Origin of the sequence: Burkholderia sp. S-53 (assembly GCF_025560745.1) — a bacterium.
GTDB classification, from domain to species: Bacteria; Pseudomonadota; Gammaproteobacteria; order Burkholderiales; family Burkholderiaceae; genus Burkholderia; species Burkholderia pyrrocinia.
Map to the genome: position 1 here is coordinate 1,463,977 of NZ_CP090483.1, position 18,665 is coordinate 1,482,641.

The window sequence follows — 18,665 nt, forward strand, 5'->3', positions numbered from 1 at the left end:
CATCCCGGACCGCGCGAACGCTTGCATCAGCGCGACGCGGTCTCCGTTGCCGCCGCCGTCGTGAAGCCGCATTGCGCGGGCGCGACGGGGTCGGCCATCCGGCTTTCGAATGCCAGATAAAGCGACTCCTCCAGTACGTTCCAGTGCGTACCGTGCCGGTACGGGCCCGATCGCGCATGCCAGCATGCGACCGTGCTCCAGTCGTTCATCTTGAACGCGACCAGCGCGATCAAGCCCCATGGATAATCGCTTCCGGCGAGTTGCAGCCAGGTCTTGCCGTACTTCTGCATCCACTGCGCGTAGATCGTCGCATTGGATTGTTCGGGTACCTGAATGCCGGACAGGAGCGGGAAAATCTGTGCGACCTTCGCCGGATAAAAGGTCGTATCGCTGATCCGCTGCGTGCTCGCGCGAAAGCCGGTTTGTGTGCCGCGCCAGAACACCTTCAGGATCGCCGACGCGAGCCGGTCGGCGCGCTGGCTCCACGGGCTCGCACGCGTTGGATCAGCGTGCCGGACGTAATACGCCGCGAGCGCCTGGAACGCGCTGTGTACCTCGACGTTGTCCATCAGCAGCGCGACGTGCAGCGTCGACGAGATCTGATAAACGCCGGAGGGCTTGCCGAGCAGGGCATCCAGATGCGCGCCCGCGCGGTTCAGGCTGAGTTCCCACGCAGCGGGCATGCCGTCGGGCGGCGCGAAGCGTGCGAGCAGTTCGATCCAGGTCGCCATCATCGCGTCGTCGGCGTCGGCTTCGGCGCATGCGCTGTACTGGGCGTTCTTGAAGCAATAGCGATCGAAACCGCCATCCGGACGCTGGCGCGGCAACAGCCACGCGATCCACGCAAGTGCCGCCTGATGCGCGTCGAGCCCGGCGTCGGAGGCGGCGAGCAGCGCCTTCGCCGCGAAATAAGGATCGATGCCGGCGCCGTTCAGACGCACCGTGATCGCCCCGTCGGGGCGTTGGTACAGCCCGTTGAGCTGGAGTTCGGCGGCGCTCGCGTGCAGCGCGAAGCCGCACGCGGCGACGCAGCAGGCAATGCACCACAGGCGGCACAGCCGGACGGTGGCCGGCACGCATGCGCGTGCGGCCGGGAACAGCGCGGGCCGGTTCATGATCGGGGGCTCCTGCGCGGTGGTCCTGCGCAATTCCCGCCGGGCGCGGCGTTGGCCGCGTCGCGCGCCGGCGAGTGTGTCGACGTTGCGGCTCAGTGCACCTTGGCGCTGGTGAACTTGAGGCTGGTGCCGTTGTTCGCGATCACGAGCCAGTTCGTCGAGTCGGTGATGACGACCGTGGCGCTGCCTTGCGTGACGACCGGTTGCGCGTAGGCAGCCTTCGGCAGCAGCCAGGTCATGTTCGTCAGGCTGGTCGGGTGGCTGGCCGCGAATGCCCAGCTGCTGCCCGTGTCGGTGGCCGACCACGTGACGTTCAGGCGCGCCCTGTCGAAGACCGTGATGTCGCTCATCGTGTACCACTTGAACTGACCGAGCAGTTTCAGCGTATTGGCTTGCGAGAAGATTGCGCTGAGTGTCGACGTATAGGACGACGCGCCGAGCGGGTGTGCGTAGATCAGCCGGCTCGTGCGGTTCGCGACGACGAAGTTCATCAGGGCTGCGTACCAGTTGTTGACGTCGCTCGTCGGCACCGCATACTGCTGGAACTCCTCGAACGTCGCGTACTTGCCGAACGGCATCACGGGGTAAGCCCACAGGCCGGGGTTCAGCAGCGCGCCGTTGCGGTATGCGCGGGTCGGCGCCGAGCCGGTGTGGCCGGTGAAGTAATACCCGTTGAAGCCGTTGCTCTCGAGCCAGTTCACCGACCAGGTCGGCGTGTTGCCTTCCGGTGCGGCGTATTCGACGTCCGGCTGGCCGGTCGCGGCCATGACGGCCTGATGGTTCAGCACCAGGTATTGCTGGAACGTGCTCTGATTCGTTTCGCTGGCATTCGCACCCCAGTAATCGTGAATCCAGCCGCCGTGGCTGCCGACGCGGTGGCCCTTGCTCAGGAAATACCTGACGAGGTTCTGCGCGGTCGGGTTGTTGGCGAGGTTGACGCCGTTGCCGTCGCCGAAGGTCGCTTCGTCAGGGCCGGCCGTGATCACGAGCGAGAACGGCCCGTTGTTCCAGACACCGAGGTTCTTCAGGGTCTGCGCCGGCTGGATCTGGTCGCCCGCGCAGAAGTGCCAGTTGAACACCAGCCCGGCCATCGCCTTCGGCAGCGCCGACAGCGATGGCAGGTGCAGCATCTGGGTGCCGAAATAGTGCAGGTAGCCGTGGATCAGCATGCCGTCGGTCTGGCCGTCGAGGTACGCGAGCGGCAGGTTGACGAACAGGACGCCGCCGTTGCCGTACGTGTTGTAGCCGGACACCAGCCCGAACGTCGGCGAGGTCAGGATCGTCGTGCCGGTATACGTACCCTGCGTGACGAAGCTCGGATAGGTCAGAAAGCCGTACACGTAGCCGGAGATGCCTTCGAGCGTATCGGTGGTCGTCAGCGAGGTGGCGGCGAGTGTCTTGGACACCGTGCCGGTCGCGTTGCTCACGAGCGAACCGGCGGTATAGGTGCCGCTCTTCACCAGCTTGCCGACCGCGGCGCCGGTCAGTTTCGGGGCCGTCTGGTTCAGCACGCCGCTGCCTGCGGGCGCGGTGTCGTACTTGAACCATGCGCCGTGGTTGTAGTTGGCGAGGCCGCCCGGGTTCGACGGGCTGGCAGACAGATAGAGTGCGTTGCCGGACGTCTGCTTCGACGAGTTGTTCGACTTCGTGTTCGTGGTGCTGGTCGCGGCCATGGCGCTTGCGGTCGTCGTGGTCGATGCGGTCGACGAGGTCGTGGTCCACGCCATCGACTTGCCGGGAGGCACCTGGAGCGTGCGCAGCCAGCTGCTCATGCCGGTTACGTTGCCGAGACCGATCATGTTGCCGCCAAATTGGTCGTACAGCACGTAGTCCACGCCCACCATGTTGCTGAAGCGCGATTTCGGGCTCACGTAGAAGCCGGCCGAATTCAGCACGCCGAAATCGTAGACGAGCATCACCTTGCCGCCGTTCAGCGCGTAGTTCTGGATCGCCGTCACGAGCGTGTCGTCGGCCGTCGTATGCACCTGGTCCGGCAGGATCAGGCCGGGATACTGCGACAGCGTCGCGCCGGCCGCCATGAACTGGCTGTCGGTCATCACCGTGATCTGCAGCCCTTCCTCCTGCGCGCTGTCGAGCCATGCGGATACGCGGGGATCGGGCAGCGTCAGCGTGTTCGGCACCAGCAGGAGGAGCTGGTTGCTGGCCGCCTGAGCACCGCCTGGACTGAACGCGAAGGCGAGCGCGAACAACGCGAACAGGATCCGCAAGAACTTGCCTGACTGTACCAACATGATGTACTCCTCGCTAAAGGAAAGGGGGGGCGCTCGGCAGCCACGCTGCGCGTGCCGCGAGGTCGACCAATCCTGCCCCGTAGGTGTGTGCGGCTGTCCGGTTCGTCGGGCATCGAGCGGTGTCTGTCGACGGCAACCGGACCCACGCAAATGCGTCGGTGCAACGTGCCGTGTTCGCCGATGAGGGGACTCGATGCGACGCATTGAAAGAAGCGAACAACGTGCCATTCGCGGCGGAGGCCCGGTCCTGCTGGCTTCTTGCGAGGCGGGCCGTGCGGCGCGGCAGCAAACCCGACAAAATCGTTTCATCGCTGATACGGCGCGCTTGCGCGCCAAATCAGCAGACGGAATCGCGGTCGCGCGTCAGCGCGCCGGGCCAGCTCGCGCAGTAGGTGTAGAGCGTGACCAGCAGGCCGATCAGCAGCGGCCCGCCGAGCATGAAGTAGCAGAACGGCAGGAACAGCAGCGAACCGTGATGGATGATGACCGCGTGCAGCAGCATCACGAACGGCAACGCGAGCACGAAGTAGCCGAGCACCAGCACCGATGCGAGAGTCTTTTGCAGCAGCGAGAAATCGAGCGGGTAGTAAAGCGCGGCCATCACCAGGGGAATCAGCGCGATCGCCGCGCCGTGCAGCACGAACATGTCGCGCAGATGAAGCAGCGGGACATACGGGAACGCGCCCGGCGCGAGCCAGAAGTACGCGCAGATCAGCAACTGGGTCATGCTCGCGATACGTAACAGATATGCAACGGGCAGCCATTTAGTACGTCGTACGAATGAAGCGGCGAACCCGATCGCACAAAGCGCGGCCGTGACGGCCAGCAGCGTGCCGCCCGGCATCCGCTCGGCGATGTCGATCGACAGCAGCGGTACGCGCGGCGCGTCAGGCGGGTAGCCGAGCACGATCACGTGGAGCGCCGGATCGATCTGATGCGCGCCCCAGGTCATCACCGCGCGCCAGTAGCGCCAGGCCAGCGGCAAGCCGAGCCACAGCGACGCATACAGCGCGGGTGTCAGCACGGCGATCGACACCAGCCAGCGCTGCGGATGCGCATGGATTCGCAGCGAACGGTCGACGGGAGGCCGGACGGGATGCGTCTGCATGGCGCACCCGGCTACCAGCGATAGAACACGCTCAGCTCGCCGCCGATCCGTGAATAGTAGGGGTTATGGTAGTAGTCGAATTCCACTTGCGTCCCCCACTTGCGCGTGAACCAGTAGCGCCATTTCGCGGACATCTCGTGGCTGCGGAAATCCGCGATCTGCGAGCCGGAGCCGGTGACCTGGTACGCCTCGCGGCCGAACCCGCCGCGCAGCACGATCACGCTCTTGCCGACCTCGCCATAGGTGACGGCACCGTAGTAGGCGGGCGCCTTCACCGATCCGGGCGAGTCGACCGTATAGTTCGTGCCCGCCTCGAAAATCCACTTCGGCAGCGCGTACCAGATCAGCCCGGCGTGATAGAGCTGATCGCGGTGGCCGCTGCGGTTCCATGCATAGCCTGCGCCCAGCGACACGATCAGCGAACGATCGGACAACACTTTGCGATTGATCGACACGTCGACGCGCGCGCTCGGCAGGATCGTCCCGGAGGTGGTGCCGGCGAAGCCGATGCCGCCGAACCAGTCGGGTCCCAGATCCTGCACATAGGTCAGTGCGCCGAGTTGCGTGCTCTCGCCGAAGCGGTGCAGTTGCGCCAGTTCGCCGAGCACGGTACGGCCGTTGTCCTGATAGACGCCGCGCAGATGCACGCCGTACCAGTCGCCGTAGCCGTGCGTCAGGTGCGCGCTCGAAACGCCGAGCGACAGTTCGGTATGCGACGCTTGCGGCGCCTGAACGTGTGTGACGACTGCGTCTGGCAGCGGCGGCCGGTTTGTGTCGTCCGGCGCGAATTCAGCGAGCGGCATGCCGTCCGGCAGCCCGTCGGCGCTCACGCGCACGAACGTGGATTCGTCGCGTGGCCGCGGCGTGATGACGGTCCCGATGTCGGGCGACTGCACGGGCGGTGCCGTGCCGGCGTCATCCGGCTGCGCCGCCAGTACCGTGGGCGCGCCGAAGGCGACGCCACACAGCACCGCGAGAGTGGCAACCGGTACGCGCGGGCCGCGATGGCAGGGGCGATCGGACATGAAGGCGCTCCTTAACGGGATGCATGGAACCAGCCGCTGCGCCAGGCGACGAGGTCGCCATGCACGCATGCATGACCGACGACCGAGACGTCGCGCGCGCACGCGCTGACAGGATGGCCGGCGACGCCGATGCGTCCGCCGGTCAGGCGCAGCAGTCCGCCGGCCGACACGACGCCGTCGATGCAACTCGCGTTGGCGAGCAGGACGTCGTCGCGCGCGAACACGGCGCCATGCAGCACCGCGTGACGTTCGAGTTCGACGCGATGCGCCTTGACACTGCCGCGCAGCACGCAGCCTTCGCCGAGCACGAGCTTGCCTTCGACGACGAGGTTGCCTTGCACGACCGTGTGCGCGGGCAGGCGCACGTCGCAGTGCAACAGGTAGCGGCCATGCACGAAGCGATGCGGCAGCGTCGCGAAGTGGCGGGTGAGCGAGACCGCGCGGCGCGGTGCGGCCGGCGCGTTGGCGGGGAGCGTGCTCGGCGCCGCACCGAACACGATCGGTTCGCCGTACAGGCACGCGAAGCCGCCGGCGCCGTGCAGGTGCACCGTGTTGCCGACTACGACGCCGCGCAGCACCGCGCCGTCGACGTCGATCCGCGGCGCGTGCGCGAGCGTGCCGATCGTCGCGCCGGCGCGAATGTCGATGCGTTCCCCGGCGAACGCGTACGCGGCACGCGCGCCGCCGTCGAGCGTGATCGTGCGATCGGCGTGGAGCACGTCGTCGCGATGCTCGTCGCACGCGATGTGGATCTCGTCGGCGTGCTGTACGGAGAGCCCGAGCGCTTGCCACGGCGGCGCGGCGGACAGATCGGCCGGCGGCTCGTCGGCCGCGTGTGCACGCAGCGCGTCGTGCCATCGTGCGGCGAGCAGTGCCTGATCGACGAACGGCCCGTCGCCGATCGGCAGCGCCGCCACGTCGCTGCGCCGGATCAGTTCATTCAGCATCGGCAGGAACGGCAGACTGAGCACGCCGGCCACCGGCACCAGCACATTGAAGGTCGTCATCGTTCATCGCTCCGGTTTCAGTTGCCGGCGAAAACGCTCGGTCTTGTCCCATTTCAGCTCGCGGCGCAACGCCGCGTCGAGCGCGAGCCCCCATAGTGCGGAGACCACCGCCGCAATCGTCACGCAAAAGCCGACGACGTTGACCGGCACGAGCCGCAGGCGCGTTGCGCGGCCGTCGAGCCGCGCGGCGACGACGATCTCGAAGAACACGCCGAAGTTGCCGAAGGTGCTGAACGAGAACAGCGCGAACAGCGAAACGAGCAGGCCGAGTGCGGTCGAGTTGAGTCCGTTGAACAGGTAGAGCGCGATCGCGGTGCCCCAGGCAACCGCGAGGAGCGCGGGCATCATGAACACGCCGAGCAGCAGCGCGCCGTCGAGCCGGCAGCGTTGAGAGATCAGCGGATTGCGCAGCACCGGTAGCAGATAGCGCAGCAACGTCTGGTTGTGTCCCTTCGCCCAGCGCGTGAGTTGACGTGCGCGCACGGCCCAGCGCTCCGGCACTTCCTCATAACATTCGGCGTGGTTCAGATAGACCGTGCGCCAGTCGCTCAGCAGCAGGCGGTAGGTCATGTCGGTGTCCTCGGCGAGCGTGTCGTCGCGCCAGCCGCCCACCGCGTCGAGCGCACCCTTGCGGATGCCGCCGACGGTGCCGCCGTACTGCGGCACCAGGTCGAGGTTGTTGCGGGCCTGCTGGTTGACCTGGTAGCCGCCCGCACGCTCGAGATCGAGCAGCCGGGCGAGCAGGTTGCTGTCCGCGTTCTGCGGGACGACGCGACCCATCACCGCACCGACCTCCGGATCGAAGAACGGCGCGACGAGTTCCTTCAGCAGCCCCGGGCGCGGCAGGTAGTCGGCGTCGAATACCACCATGATGTCGCCGCGAATGAAGTGCAGCGCGTCCTTCAGCGCGGCCGCCTTGCCCGGCTTGCCGCTCTCGCGATGAAACGGCCGGATGAGATCGGGCGCGAGCGCCTGGACCCCGTCGATCAGGGCACGGGTGTTGTCGGTCGAGCGGTCGTTGACCGGAATGATCGTCAGCCGGTCATGCGGATAGGTCGTCGCCAGAAGCGCCATCAGGCAATCGACGACGACGGCTTCCTCGTTGTGGGCCGCGACGAAGACGGTGAGCCGCGGCCATTCGCCGTGGGTAATCGTCCGATAGGGCGCGAACTGCGGCTTGAACAGCCGGTCGACGCTGAACATGTAATGCCGCGCGGCGTAGACGCACGTCAGCAGCGTGAACAGCCACAGGTACGTAACGCAGGGAATCAGCAGGATGTTCGGGTCGAACGTGAGATCCGGTGCGCCGGCCGGCGGCGGTGCAAGCAGCGCGTCCGCATCGGGCGATGCCCGCTCCGCGATCGCGAGCGGGGCGGTGCCGGTGTAGCGGATGGTGCGCTGCATTGCGCCCGTGGCGGCGATGCCGATCTGCGTCGGCTCGGCGACCGGCTGCGATGCGGTGTCGCGCACGGCCAGCGAGCAAACGAGCACGACCAGCAGCAGCATGCATTCGCCGCAGAATGACACAGTCCGCGCCTTCTTCATGTCCTGGTCCCCGTGTCCGCGACGACGACCGATGAGGGCTTGAAGGCGGCCCGTGGATGATCGCGCGGATATCAATGGAAAGCGGGCCGCACGTTCGTCGCGCAGGGGCGGCTGTCGTTCGCCCCGGGCGGACGCGTTGCGTCGCCTCCCGGCTTCGTTGCTTCGGCGTCCCCGTCTGTGTGTTGCCGTGCGATTGCTTCGGGACGCACCTGTCTGACGTTAAGCAAGGCGTGAGCCATCGGCCGCGATGCCCCGCGCAGCAAGGGCCGGGCGGCGGGGCGCGAGTTCGGCCCGGGCCGCGACGGCATGTTTTGATTCACCGACGAATCAGCTTGTGCGAGCGCCGATTCATCTGACGGGCACACGGGGTCGTCGCGTGCGGCCGGCGTCGCGGTTCGCACGCGTCATGCAGCGGGCGATTCGTCTGCCGAACCGGGGCTGCCTTGCCGGGTGCGGCGTTGCGTGGCGTAGCGTCGCGCACAGTTCGTTGCATGTGCATCGGCCGGGACGCCGATGCGCTGCCCGCTGCCGCTCGCACCGGATGGAACGGACTCCGATGTAACGACCGTGTTCCGGAACCGCGTTACACATCCGCAACGTTTCCCGACGGTCGATTCGTGTGACGCGAACGATGCCGCATGCTCCGGAAATCTTGCGCGCATGACCGTGACGGGCAGGCGGTCGCACAACGTGTACTGCACAGACAAAAGTTGCGAATCGAGATGACGCAAAGCTTTTCGAAAGAATCGCGAGGTGCGATACGTAATCGGCGCTCGACATGAATTCACGATTCATCCGACGACGTCGTCAGACGGATCGCGCACGACGCCGGATGTTTTTTCGTGTCGCGCTCATCCGGCGATGAGACGCTCGTAGCAGTTGTGAAACATTCCGCAACGCACTGCATGTGTGCCGTGTGTGCCGCGCGAAGCGGGTCGGGACGCGGGGCGGGTGGTTTGAATATTGCTGTAGTGGAAGGGACGTGGCGAACACGCGCGACGCTCGACACTGCGAGGAACGACACATGACGTGACGGATCAAGTGCAACGGGACGCCGGTAGTACGACGATCCGCGTGGCCCAGGCCGCGCGGACAGGACGGCGCGCTCGCACCGCGACACCGCCACGTGATGTCCGCGTGCGAGTACGGGTAGCGCCGCCTGCATACATGTTTTGCGCCACGCGCAGGGTCATTCGACGCGAAGTGGCTTAACGAGGATAACGATGAAGAAGATCTTGCTTGTGTTCGGGACTCGGCCGGAGGCCATCAAGATGGCGCCGCTGGTGCGTGCGCTGAAGGCGCAGGCAGGTGTCGACGCCAGGGTATGCGTGACCGCGCAGCATCGTGAAATGCTCGATCAGGTGCTGACGCTGTTCGACATCAAGCCCGACTACGATCTCAACCTGATGCGGCAAAGCCAGACGCTGACCGACGTGACGACCGGCATTCTGCAGGCGATCGGCGTGGTCTTCGACGAATTGCGTCCGGACGTCGTGCTGGTGCACGGCGATACGACGACGACGCTCGCGGTCAGTCTCGCGGCGTTCTACCGCTATCTGCCGGTCGGGCACGTCGAGGCCGGCTTGCGCAGCGGCGACATCTGGTCGCCGTGGCCGGAGGAGTTGAATCGCCGCGTGACCGACGCGGTGTCGACATGGCATTTCGCGCCGACCGGGCAGGCCCGCGACAACCTGCTCAGCGAGGGCGTGCCGGGCGGGGCGGTCTCGCTGACCGGCAATACCGTGATCGATGCGCTGCATGAGGTCAAGCGGATGCTGGACCGCACGACCGCGCTCACGAAGAAGGTCTCCGCGCATTTTCCGTTTCTCGAGCCGTCGCGGCGCGTGGTGCTGATCACCGGCCATCGCCGCGAGAGCTTCGGCGAGCCGTTCCGGAATTTCTGCGACGCGCTGTGCACGCTCGCGATACGCTATCGCGACGCGCAGTTCGTCTATCCGCTGCACATGAATCCGAACGTGCGGGAGCCGGCGCGTGCGCGGCTCGGCGGCGTGCCGAACATTTACCTGATCGACCCGCAGGAATATCTGTCGTTCGTATTCCTGATGTCGCGCGCGCATTTCATCATCACCGATTCGGGCGGCATTCAGGAAGAAGGGCCGGCGCTGGGCAAGCCGGTGCTCGTCACGCGCGAGACGACCGAGCGGCCCGAAGCGATCCAGGCTGGTACCGCGCGGCTCGTCGGCACGGATCAGGAACGGATCGTGTGGGAGGCGTCGCGATTGTTCGACAGCGAAAGCGCGTACGAGGAAATGTCGCGCGCGAGCAATCCGTATGGCGACGGTCATGCGAGCGAGCGGATCGTGCACGCGCTGATGCGTACGCCGGGGGCGCCCGCGAAGACGACGAGCTTCTCGATGGGAGCCATGGAGATGCCGTATAACGCGCTGACGCTGGGGTTGCAGGCGCTGCGGTCGCCATGAACGCGGCCGCGCGGTAATGCATCGGACTGCCGTTGCAGTCGCGCAAGGATCCGGTCCGGCCGCGAGGCCGGCCGGACCTTTGCAGGTGTGCAACCACCTCGTTCGGCAACCTGACGAAGCCGGATACGCGCCCGGTCAGGCGCAGTCGATGCGTGCCGGGCCGGTAGGTTTCCCCAAGTCATCCCGATGTGCGTTGCCGCGCACTACATCCTGCAGGCCAGAGCGAGCGCAGCCGGCGACATCGCCGGCACGCAAGCCGGTCGCAACACGCCATTCCCGGCTGGATTTCCCACCCCGATTGACTGAAACTCCCGAATCGCGTCGATCCGACGGCAAATTCGTAATGGTTCGATAATGCGAGCGGCGATCGATGCGGACGAGCGGTTGACCGGGATGTCCCCGATATGTTGCGAAGGCAACCGGACGGCAGCCACGTTTGCGGCATCGGCCCGATCGTGTCCGCACGCGACACGGTCCACGAATCCCCGAACAAGGAGTGTCGACGTGGCCTCAACCGATGTCAGCCTGAAGCAGGCGGTGTCTCCCGCCGAATGGGATGCGCGCGTCAACCTGGCGGCAGCCTATCGCCTCACCGCGCTGTTCGGCTGGGACGATCTCGTGTTCACGCATATCTCCGCGCGCGTGCCCGGCCCGGAGCACCATTTCCTGATCAACCCGTATGGAATGATGTTCGACGAGATCACAGCGTCGTCGCTGGTCAAGGTCGATCTCGACGGACGCAAGGTGTCCGAGTCGCCTTACGAGATCAATCCGGCCGGCTTCACCATCCACAGCGCGGTGCATGCGGCCCGCGACGATGCGCTGTGCGTGATGCATACGCATTCGATCAACGGTGTCGCCGTGTCGGCACAGGAAGCGGGCCTGCTGCCGCTGTCGCAGCAGTCGCTCGGCGTGCTGGCATCGCTCGGCTATCACGACTACGAGGGCATCGCGCTCAACGAGGGCGAGAAATCCCGCCTCGTGCGCGACCTGGGCGGCAACACGTACCTGATGCTGCGCAACCACGGGCTGTTGACGGTCGGCGCGACGCCGGCCGACGCGTTCGTCGCGATGTACTTCTTCGAAGCCGCGTGCATGATCCAGGTCCGCGCGCAGTCCGGCGGCTCGGCGCTGTTGCCGATCGCGCAACCGATTCTCGACGGCATCAAACAGCAGATCGCCGCGGTCACGCGAGGGATGGGCGCCGGCGCGCTCGTCTGGCCCGGGCTGCTGCGCCGGCTCGATCGACGTAATCCCGGGTACGCGGAGTAGCGCGTCCGCCGTTGTTGTTTGCGAACGACCGTGCTAAATTCCTGCCAGCACTTGCAACCACGGATCCATTCATTCGGCTGACAAGGCCGGCACCCGGGAGGCAGCACGATGAGCCTGTTGATGTCGCGACGCGATCTCGCGTTCCTGTTGTACGACTGGCTCGATGCCGAAGCGCTCGTCGCGCTGCCGCATTATGCGGAGCACAGCCGCGAGACCTTCGATGCCGTGCTCGACACCAGCGAGCGGATCGCGACCGACCTGTTCGCGCCGCATGCGGCGCGCGGCGACCGCGAGGAACCGCAGTTCGACGGCGAACGCGTCACGCTGATCCCGGAAGTCGAACCGGCCGTGCGAGCGTTTGCGGCGGCCGGGCTGATCGCCGCGGGTCACGACGAAGCGCTCGGCGGCATGCGGTTGCCGAAGCTGGTCGAAGCCGCATCGTTCCTGTTCTTCCAGGCCGCGAACATCGCGACGGCGGCCTATCCGTTCCTGACCGTCGCCAACGCGAACCTGCTCGTCGCGCACGGTAGCGCCGCACAGATCGACGCGTTCGCGCGCCCGGAGCTGGAAGGGCGTTTCCTCGGCACGATGTGCCTGTCGGAACCGCAAGCCGGTTCGTCTCTGTCCGACATCGTGACGCGCGCGGATTTCGAGCGCGATTCGCCGCTGGGCCCGCGCTACCGGCTGACCGGCAACAAGATGTGGATTTCGGGCGGCGAACACGAGCTGGCGGAGAACATCGTCCACCTCGTGCTCGCGAAGATTCCCGACGAACACGGCCGCTTGCAGCCCGGCACGCGCGGCATCTCGCTGTTCATCGTGCCGAAGTACCTGCCCGGAACCGACGGCGGCGCAGCCGGCGAGCGCAACGACGTCGTGCTCGCCGGCCTGAACCACAAGATGGGCTATCGCGGCACGACCAACTGCCTGCTGAATTTCGGCGAAGGCACGCGTTATCGTCCGGAAGGGCGTGCGGGCGCGATCGGTTATCTGGTCGGCGAGCCGAACCACGGCCTCGCCTACATGTTCCACATGATGAACGAAGCGCGCATCGGTGTCGGCGCGGGTGCGGTGGCGCTCGGCTACACGGGTTATCTGCACGCGCTCGACTACGCGCGCAACCGGCCGCAGGGGCGTCCGCTCGGGCCGGACGGCAAGGATGCGGCCGCGCCGCAGGCGCCGATCGTCGCGCATCCGGACGTGCGGCGCATGCTGCTTGCGCAGAAGGCCTATGTCGAAGGCGGTCTCGCGCTGATCCTGTACTGCGCGAAGCTGGTCGACGAAGGGCGCGCGCATGAAGACGCGGAGGTGCGCGCCCATGCCACGCGCCTGCTCGACATCCTGACGCCGATCGCGAAAAGCTGGCCGTCGCAGTGGTGTCTCGCGGCGAACGATCTCGCGATCCAGGTGCACGGCGGCTATGGCTACACGCGCGACTACGCAGTCGAGCGGCTCTATCGCGACAATCGCCTCAATCCGATTCACGAAGGCACGCACGGGATCCAGGCGCTCGACCTGCTGGGCCGCAAGGTCGCGCAGGACGACGGCGCATTGCTGCGCGCGCTCGACGCGCGGATCCGCGCGACCGTCGAACGCGCGCGGGCGCTGGATGCCGGCACACGCGAGCAGGCCGATGCGCTGGCGCAGCGCTGGGCGCGGCTGCGCGACGTGACGCAGCAGTTGGGCGCGATCGGCGAGCCGCAGAAGCGGCTCGCGAATGCGAGCGTCTATCTCGAAGCGTTCGGCCATCTCGTCGTCGCATGGCTGTGGCTCGACGTGACGCTCGCCGCGCACGGGCACGGCGGCGATTTCCACGACGGCAAGCGTGCGGCGGCCCGTTATTTTTTCCGCTGGGAATTGCCGAAGGTGGATGCGCAGCTCGATCTGCTGTCGAGCGTCGACACGACGACGCTCGACATGCACGACGCGTGGTTCTGACCGTTGCCGCACCGACATTCCGGAATGCTGACGATGTGGCGGATGCCGATCCTGCCGGATGCCGCGTATTCGTCGTGAACCGGCCGTGCGGGCGTATCCCGCAGACCATACCGATGCCCGGCCACGCCGCGCAAGGAGAGAGGAGAGCATGAAAGCCCTGTTGTGTACCGCATTCGGCCCGATCGACCGCTTGCGCATCGAGGACGTCGCGACGCCCGAACCGGCCGCGGGCCAGGTCCGGATTCAGGTGAAGGCGGCGTCGCTCAATTTCCCCGACGCGCTGATCGTCCAGGGGTTGTATCAGGTGAAGCCGGCGCTGCCGTTCTCGCCGGGCGCCGAGTTTGCCGGCGTGATCGACGCGGTCGGCGAAGGCGTGACCGAGTGGCGGCCCGGCGATTCGGTGGTTGCGTTTACCGGGCACGGCGGGTTCGCGCAACAGTGCGTGGCCGACGTGCACCAAGTCGCCGCGCTGCCGCCGGGCATGACGTTCGAGCAGGGCGCGGCGCTCGTGCTCGCGTACGGCACGTCGCTGCACGCATTGCAGCAGCGCGCGCGCCTGCAACAGGGCGAGACGTTGCTCGTGCTGGGTGCGGCGGGCGGCGTCGGACTCGCCGCGGTCGAGATCGCGAAGGCGCTCGGCGCGCGCGTGATCGCGGCGGCGTCGAGTGCGGACAAGCTCGCACTGTGTCGCGCCGCGGGCGCCGACGAGACGATCGACTACTCGACCGAAGACCTGCGCCGCCGCGTCGACGAGCTGACCGGCGGGCGTGGCGCCGACGTCGTCTACGATCCGGTCGGCGGCGCATACAGCGAGGCGGCGCTGCGCGCGACCGCGTGGCATGGCCGGTTCCTCGTGGTCGGTTTCGCGGCCGGCGAGATCCCGAAGATCGCGCTGAATCTGGCGCTGCTCAAGGAGCGCGACATCCTTGGCGTGTTCTGGGGCGACGCGGTGCGCCGCGACCCCGCGCAGCATGTCGCGAACATGCGCCTGCTCGCCGAATGGTTCGCGGCCGGCAAGGTGCGGCCGGCGATTACCGAGCGCGTGTCGCTGGCCGGCGCGGCCGACGCGATTGCGCGAATGGCGAACCGGCAGGTGAAGGGCAAGGTGGTGATCCTGCCGGACGCATGATCCGGGTCCGGCGTGCGGCGGCGCGATGCGCGTCGCGCGCCCCGTGACGGCACGCGTCGTCGCGACGCGTTTGCGGCCGTGCCGACGGCCGCTACCCGATCCGGTTCAGTTCCTCGAAGCCCGCGACGAGCGCGTCGAGCAGATGGCGAACGGCGGGCACCATGCCGCGGCGCGTCGGGAAGATCGCGTGGACGAGCGCCGTCGGTGCCGACAGCGCGGGCAGCAGGTGGAGCAGCCGGCCGGCCTGAAGATCGGCGCTCACCAGTTCGCGCGGCAATTCGGCGACGCCGATGCCGCCGAGCGCCGCAAGCCGCAGGCTCGCCAGATCATCGGTTGCCAGCCGCGGCCGATGCGCGAAGGAGATCGCGCGCCCGTCGGCGTCCGTCAGGCTCCACACGAAACGGTCGCCGCTGCTGGACGTTGAAACCGTCGGCCAGTCCTTCAGGCTGTCGATCGACTCGGGCGCCGGATAACGTGCGGCCAGCGCCGGGCTCGCGACGAGAATCCGGAACGACAGCCCCAGTTGTCGAACCGCGAGATCGGTGTTCTCCAGCGGCGGAACCCTGACGCGGATCGCGAAATCCAGCCCTTCCTCGACCACATCCACGCACCGGTTGGTCGCATCGAGCAGCACCTGGACCTGCGGATTGTTCTCGATGTATCGCGCCAGGATCTCCGCGACACCGGAACTCAGCAACCCGACCGGGCAGCTGATGCGCACGGTGCCCTGCGGCTGCGTGCGGGTGCGATCCACGATGTCTTTCGCGGCCCTCGATTCCGCGACCAGCGCGACGCAATGCTGATGGAACTGCCGCCCGGTTTCCGTCAGCGACAGGCTCCGGCTCGTGCGATTGAGCAGCCGCACGCCGAGCTCCTCCTCGAGCGCGCGAATGCGCCGGCTGAGCTTCGACGTTTGCGCGCCGAGGCTGCGGGCGGCGGCCGTGAAGCTGCCGTGTTCAACCACTTCTGCAAAGAGCCGGAGATCGTTCAGATCGGCGATTGGGTTCATGGCGACGGTTCCGTTCGACGAGATCGTTCTACTGGGAGCAATGATACGTTGCGATTCAGGAGATATGCGAGCGATCTTTGCGAAATTAGCATCTGTCCAACATTCGGTGCTTCGCAGATTCCGGCGCGGCGCCGCCAGGTAACCGCCCGTCGCTCGGGCAGCAGGAAAAAGGATGCGGACATGCTGGCTCATCGGCGTTGGGAATCACTGGATGCGGCGAATCATGGCTGGCTGCGCGCGAAATACCATTTCGCGGTCACGGCCGGCGGCACGCCCGAGCACGCGCCACTGGGCCCGCTGATCGTCTGGAACGACGACGAGATCGCCGTCGGCAGCGGGTTCCCGATGCACGGGCACCGCGACATGGAAATCATCACGTACGTGCGGCAAGGCGTGCTAGGCCATCGAGACACTTTGGGATCCGAAGGAACGATCGGCGCGGGCGACGTGCAGGTCATGAGTGCGGGCACGGGTATCCGTCACGCCGAGTTCAACCGGGGCGACCTGCCGCTCAAGGTCTATCAGATCTGGCTTCTGCCGCGCGCAAGCGGCGGGGCGCCCGGGTGGGACACGAAGCAGTTCCCGAAAGGCGACCGGTCCGGGCGTTTCGTCGTGCTGGCGAGCGGCTTGGCCGGCGACGAAGGCGCGCTGCCGATCCGTGCCGATGCACGTGTGCTCGGCGCGACGCTGAAGGCGGGCGAGCAGGTCCGGCATGGATTGGGCGCATCGCGCCGCGCATATCTCGTCGCGGCGTCGGGGCGCATCGACGTGAACGGAGAACGCGTGGGGCCGCTCGACGGCGTCGCAATCACGAACGAGACCGCACTCGACATCACCGCGGTCGAAGATTCCGAGCTGGTGATGGTGGAAGCCGGCTGAGTGCCTTTGTTTCCCAGTCCACCGAATCAATTCATTCAATTTCAGGAGTTCATCATGGATCGTTACAAGTATCTTCCGCTTCTCGGCCGCATTCTGATCGGCGCGCCGTTTCTGATGAGCGGGTTGAGCAAGCTGGCCGCGCATGCGGCAACCGTCGGCTACATCGCCTCCGTCGGCCTGCCGGCGCCATCGCTCGCGTTCGTGGTCGCGGTGCTCGTCGAGGCGGGCGGCGGCCTGCTGCTGATGTCGGGTTATCGGGCCCGTCCGGTGGCGCTGGCGATGGCGCTGTTCAGTGTGGTGACCGCGGTGTTCTTCCACCACAACTTCGCCGACCAGAACCAGATGATTCACTTTCTGAAGAACGTGATGATGGCCGGCGGCCTGCTGCAGATCGCGTACTTCGGTGCAGGCGCATTCAGCCTCGACGCGCGGATCGGGCGCGCGGCGCTGCGTATCGCACCGGCCGCGTGAGCCGGACGGGCCGATCCTCCGGGGCGACCGGGCGCGTGACCGGCCGAGTCGTCTCGTCGGGATCCTGCCCGGGTCGTTCAGACATCCATCCGGTCATGCAACGCCGCGTGCGTCGGCCGACGCGCGCGGGTTCCATCGCGACATCGTCGCGACTCTCGTGAGGAATTCGAAATGTCCAAGGTTCTAGTGCTGTATTACTCGTCGTACGGCCACATCGAAGCGCTGGCGGATGCGATCGCCGAAGGTGCACGCGCGGCGGGCGCCACGGCCGACGTCAAGCGCGTGCCGGAAACGGTGCCGGAGGCAGTCGCGCAGGCCGCGCATTTCAAGCTCGCGCAGCAGGCGCCGGTTGCGACAGTGGCCGAACTGGCCGACTACGACGCGATCATCGTCGGCACGCCGACCCGTTTCGGCCGCATCTCGTCGCAGATGGCGGCGTTCCTGGATCAGGCCGGCGGACTGTGGCTGACCGGTGCGCTGAACGGCAAGGTCGGCGGTGCATTCACGTCGAGCGCGAGCCAGCACGGCGGCCAGGAAACCACGCTGTTCTCGATCATCACCAACCTGCTGCATTTCGGCATGACGATCGTCGGGCTGCCGTACAGCCACCAGGGGCAAATGACGCTCGACGAGATCGTCGGCGGCGCGCCGTATGGCGCGACCACGATCGCGGGCGGGCAGGGGCAGCGCGTGCCGAGCGAGATCGAGCTGGCCGGTGCGCGTCATCAGGGCGAACTGATCGCGCGAACCGCGAACAAGCTGTTCGATTGACAGTCGCCCGCCCTTGGCTTGGCGGGGCAGCCGCACTCCATCATTTGCCGATTCGGAAGGGTGGACGATGAACAACGGTTCGAACGACGACGGGCGGCACGAGCATGTCGTGATGCATCCGCCCGATCCGGACGATGCGCACGCGGATCAGTCCTTCGGCAAACGCAGCACGTCGAGTGCGTTCTGTGAAAACTCGACCCAGAACCGCTCGTTCGCGATACCGGCCTGCAGTACCAGATGCTGCAGGCGCTTCGTGCGCGATTCGTCGGCCTCCGAAAAATCGCGCGCCTCGATCTGCAGATACAAATCGAGCTTCTCCTGGTGAAGCGCGATGCGCCGCCTGATTTCGTCCTCGAGCCCGGCCGGGCCGAGCACCGCTTCCGCGCGCAGGCGCACCATCAACGCTTCGCGCAGCGGCGTCGGGTCTTCCTGTTCGGCGATCCAGCGCCGCAGTTCCTTCTTGCCGGCCGGCAGGATCCGGTACGCGCGCTTGCGGCCGCGCCCCGATTCGGCGGGCAGCGATTCGATCCAGCCCGTTTCCTCGAGACGCCCCAGTTCGCGATAGATCTGCTGGTGCGTCGCCTGCCAGAAATAGCCGATCGAGCGATCGAAACGGTCGGCGAGTTCGGAGCCGGAGCCGGGGCGTTCGGCGAGAGCGGTGAGGAGTGCGTGAGGCAGGGACATGTCGGATCGGGGAGGCCGC

At 66.7% G+C, this 18,665-nt stretch carries 15 protein-coding genes; 7 read left to right on the forward strand and 8 right to left on the reverse strand.

What is annotated here, in order from left to right:
• Positions 1-26: 26 nt before the first annotated feature.
• The 6 genes from LXM88_RS11820 to LXM88_RS11845 form a co-directional block, all read right to left on the reverse strand.
• The gene (locus LXM88_RS11820; protein ID WP_262542467.1) at positions 27-1,115 is read right to left on the reverse strand and encodes a hypothetical protein; all 1,089 of its coding nucleotides are present in this window, start codon (positions 1,113-1,115) and stop codon (positions 27-29) included.
• 92 nt (positions 1,116-1,207) lie between these two features.
• Positions 1,208-3,367: a polysaccharide deacetylase family protein gene (locus tag LXM88_RS11825; protein WP_262542468.1), complete on the reverse strand. Its 2,160-nt coding sequence runs from the start codon at positions 3,365-3,367 to the stop codon at positions 1,208-1,210.
• Positions 3,368-3,704: 337 nt separating this feature from the next.
• Positions 3,705-4,475 (reverse strand): hypothetical protein, encoded by a 771-nt coding sequence (locus LXM88_RS11830; protein ID WP_262542469.1) that lies wholly within the window; start codon positions 4,473-4,475, stop codon positions 3,705-3,707.
• Between the two features lie 11 nt (positions 4,476-4,486).
• Positions 4,487-5,500, reverse strand: coding sequence for a YaiO family outer membrane beta-barrel protein (locus LXM88_RS11835; RefSeq protein ID WP_262542470.1), 1,014 nt, complete (start codon positions 5,498-5,500; stop codon positions 4,487-4,489).
• 11 nt (positions 5,501-5,511) lie between these two features.
• Positions 5,512-6,507, reverse strand: a complete 996-nt coding sequence (locus LXM88_RS11840) for a polymer-forming cytoskeletal protein (RefSeq protein ID WP_262542471.1) — start codon at positions 6,505-6,507, stop codon at positions 5,512-5,514.
• A gap of 3 nt (positions 6,508-6,510) precedes the next feature.
• Positions 6,511-8,052 (reverse strand): glycosyltransferase family 2 protein, encoded by a 1,542-nt coding sequence (locus LXM88_RS11845; RefSeq protein ID WP_262542472.1) that lies wholly within the window; start codon positions 8,050-8,052, stop codon positions 6,511-6,513.
• Positions 8,053-9,275: 1,223 nt separating this feature from the next.
• On the opposite strand from LXM88_RS11845, the gene wecB reads away from it, so the two are divergent.
• From wecB to LXM88_RS11865, 4 genes are all read left to right on the forward strand, one after another.
• On the forward strand, positions 9,276-10,493 hold the full coding sequence (wecB, locus tag LXM88_RS11850; RefSeq protein WP_262542473.1) for a non-hydrolyzing UDP-N-acetylglucosamine 2-epimerase: 1,218 nt from the start codon (positions 9,276-9,278) through the stop codon (positions 10,491-10,493).
• 504 nt (positions 10,494-10,997) lie between these two features.
• A complete protein-coding gene (locus LXM88_RS11855) occupies positions 10,998-11,765 on the forward strand; it encodes a class II aldolase/adducin family protein (RefSeq protein ID WP_262542474.1) in 768 nt (255 codons plus the stop codon).
• A gap of 108 nt (positions 11,766-11,873) precedes the next feature.
• Positions 11,874-13,703 (forward strand): acyl-CoA dehydrogenase, encoded by a 1,830-nt coding sequence (locus LXM88_RS11860; protein WP_262542475.1) that lies wholly within the window; start codon positions 11,874-11,876, stop codon positions 13,701-13,703.
• A gap of 148 nt (positions 13,704-13,851) precedes the next feature.
• Positions 13,852-14,832 (forward strand): NADPH:quinone oxidoreductase family protein, encoded by a 981-nt coding sequence (locus tag LXM88_RS11865; protein WP_262542476.1) that lies wholly within the window; start codon positions 13,852-13,854, stop codon positions 14,830-14,832.
• 91 nt (positions 14,833-14,923) lie between these two features.
• Here LXM88_RS11865 and LXM88_RS11870 read toward each other — a convergent pair whose 3' ends face one another.
• Positions 14,924-15,841 (reverse strand): LysR substrate-binding domain-containing protein, encoded by a 918-nt coding sequence (locus LXM88_RS11870; RefSeq protein WP_262542830.1) that lies wholly within the window; start codon positions 15,839-15,841, stop codon positions 14,924-14,926.
• 180 nt (positions 15,842-16,021) lie between these two features.
• On the opposite strand from LXM88_RS11870, the gene LXM88_RS11875 reads away from it, so the two are divergent.
• The 3 genes from LXM88_RS11875 (at position 16,022) to wrbA (ending at position 17,962) form a co-directional block, all read left to right on the forward strand.
• Positions 16,022-16,720 carry a pirin family protein gene (locus LXM88_RS11875; protein WP_262542477.1) on the forward strand — a complete coding sequence of 233 codons (699 nt, stop codon included), beginning with the start codon at positions 16,022-16,024 and terminating at the stop codon, positions 16,718-16,720.
• Between the two features lie 54 nt (positions 16,721-16,774).
• On the forward strand, positions 16,775-17,191 hold the full coding sequence (locus LXM88_RS11880) for a DoxX family protein (RefSeq protein ID WP_096470536.1): 417 nt from the start codon (positions 16,775-16,777) through the stop codon (positions 17,189-17,191).
• Between the two features lie 171 nt (positions 17,192-17,362).
• Positions 17,363-17,962, forward strand: coding sequence for an NAD(P)H:quinone oxidoreductase (wrbA, locus tag LXM88_RS11885; protein ID WP_262542478.1), 600 nt, complete (start codon positions 17,363-17,365; stop codon positions 17,960-17,962).
• Positions 17,963-18,109: 147 nt separating this feature from the next.
• On the opposite strand, the gene LXM88_RS11890 is transcribed toward wrbA, so the two are convergent.
• Complete coding sequence (locus LXM88_RS11890) at positions 18,110-18,646, reverse strand: PadR family transcriptional regulator (protein ID WP_262542479.1); 537 nt, start codon at positions 18,644-18,646, stop codon at positions 18,110-18,112.
• Positions 18,647-18,665: the final 19 nt, after the last annotated feature.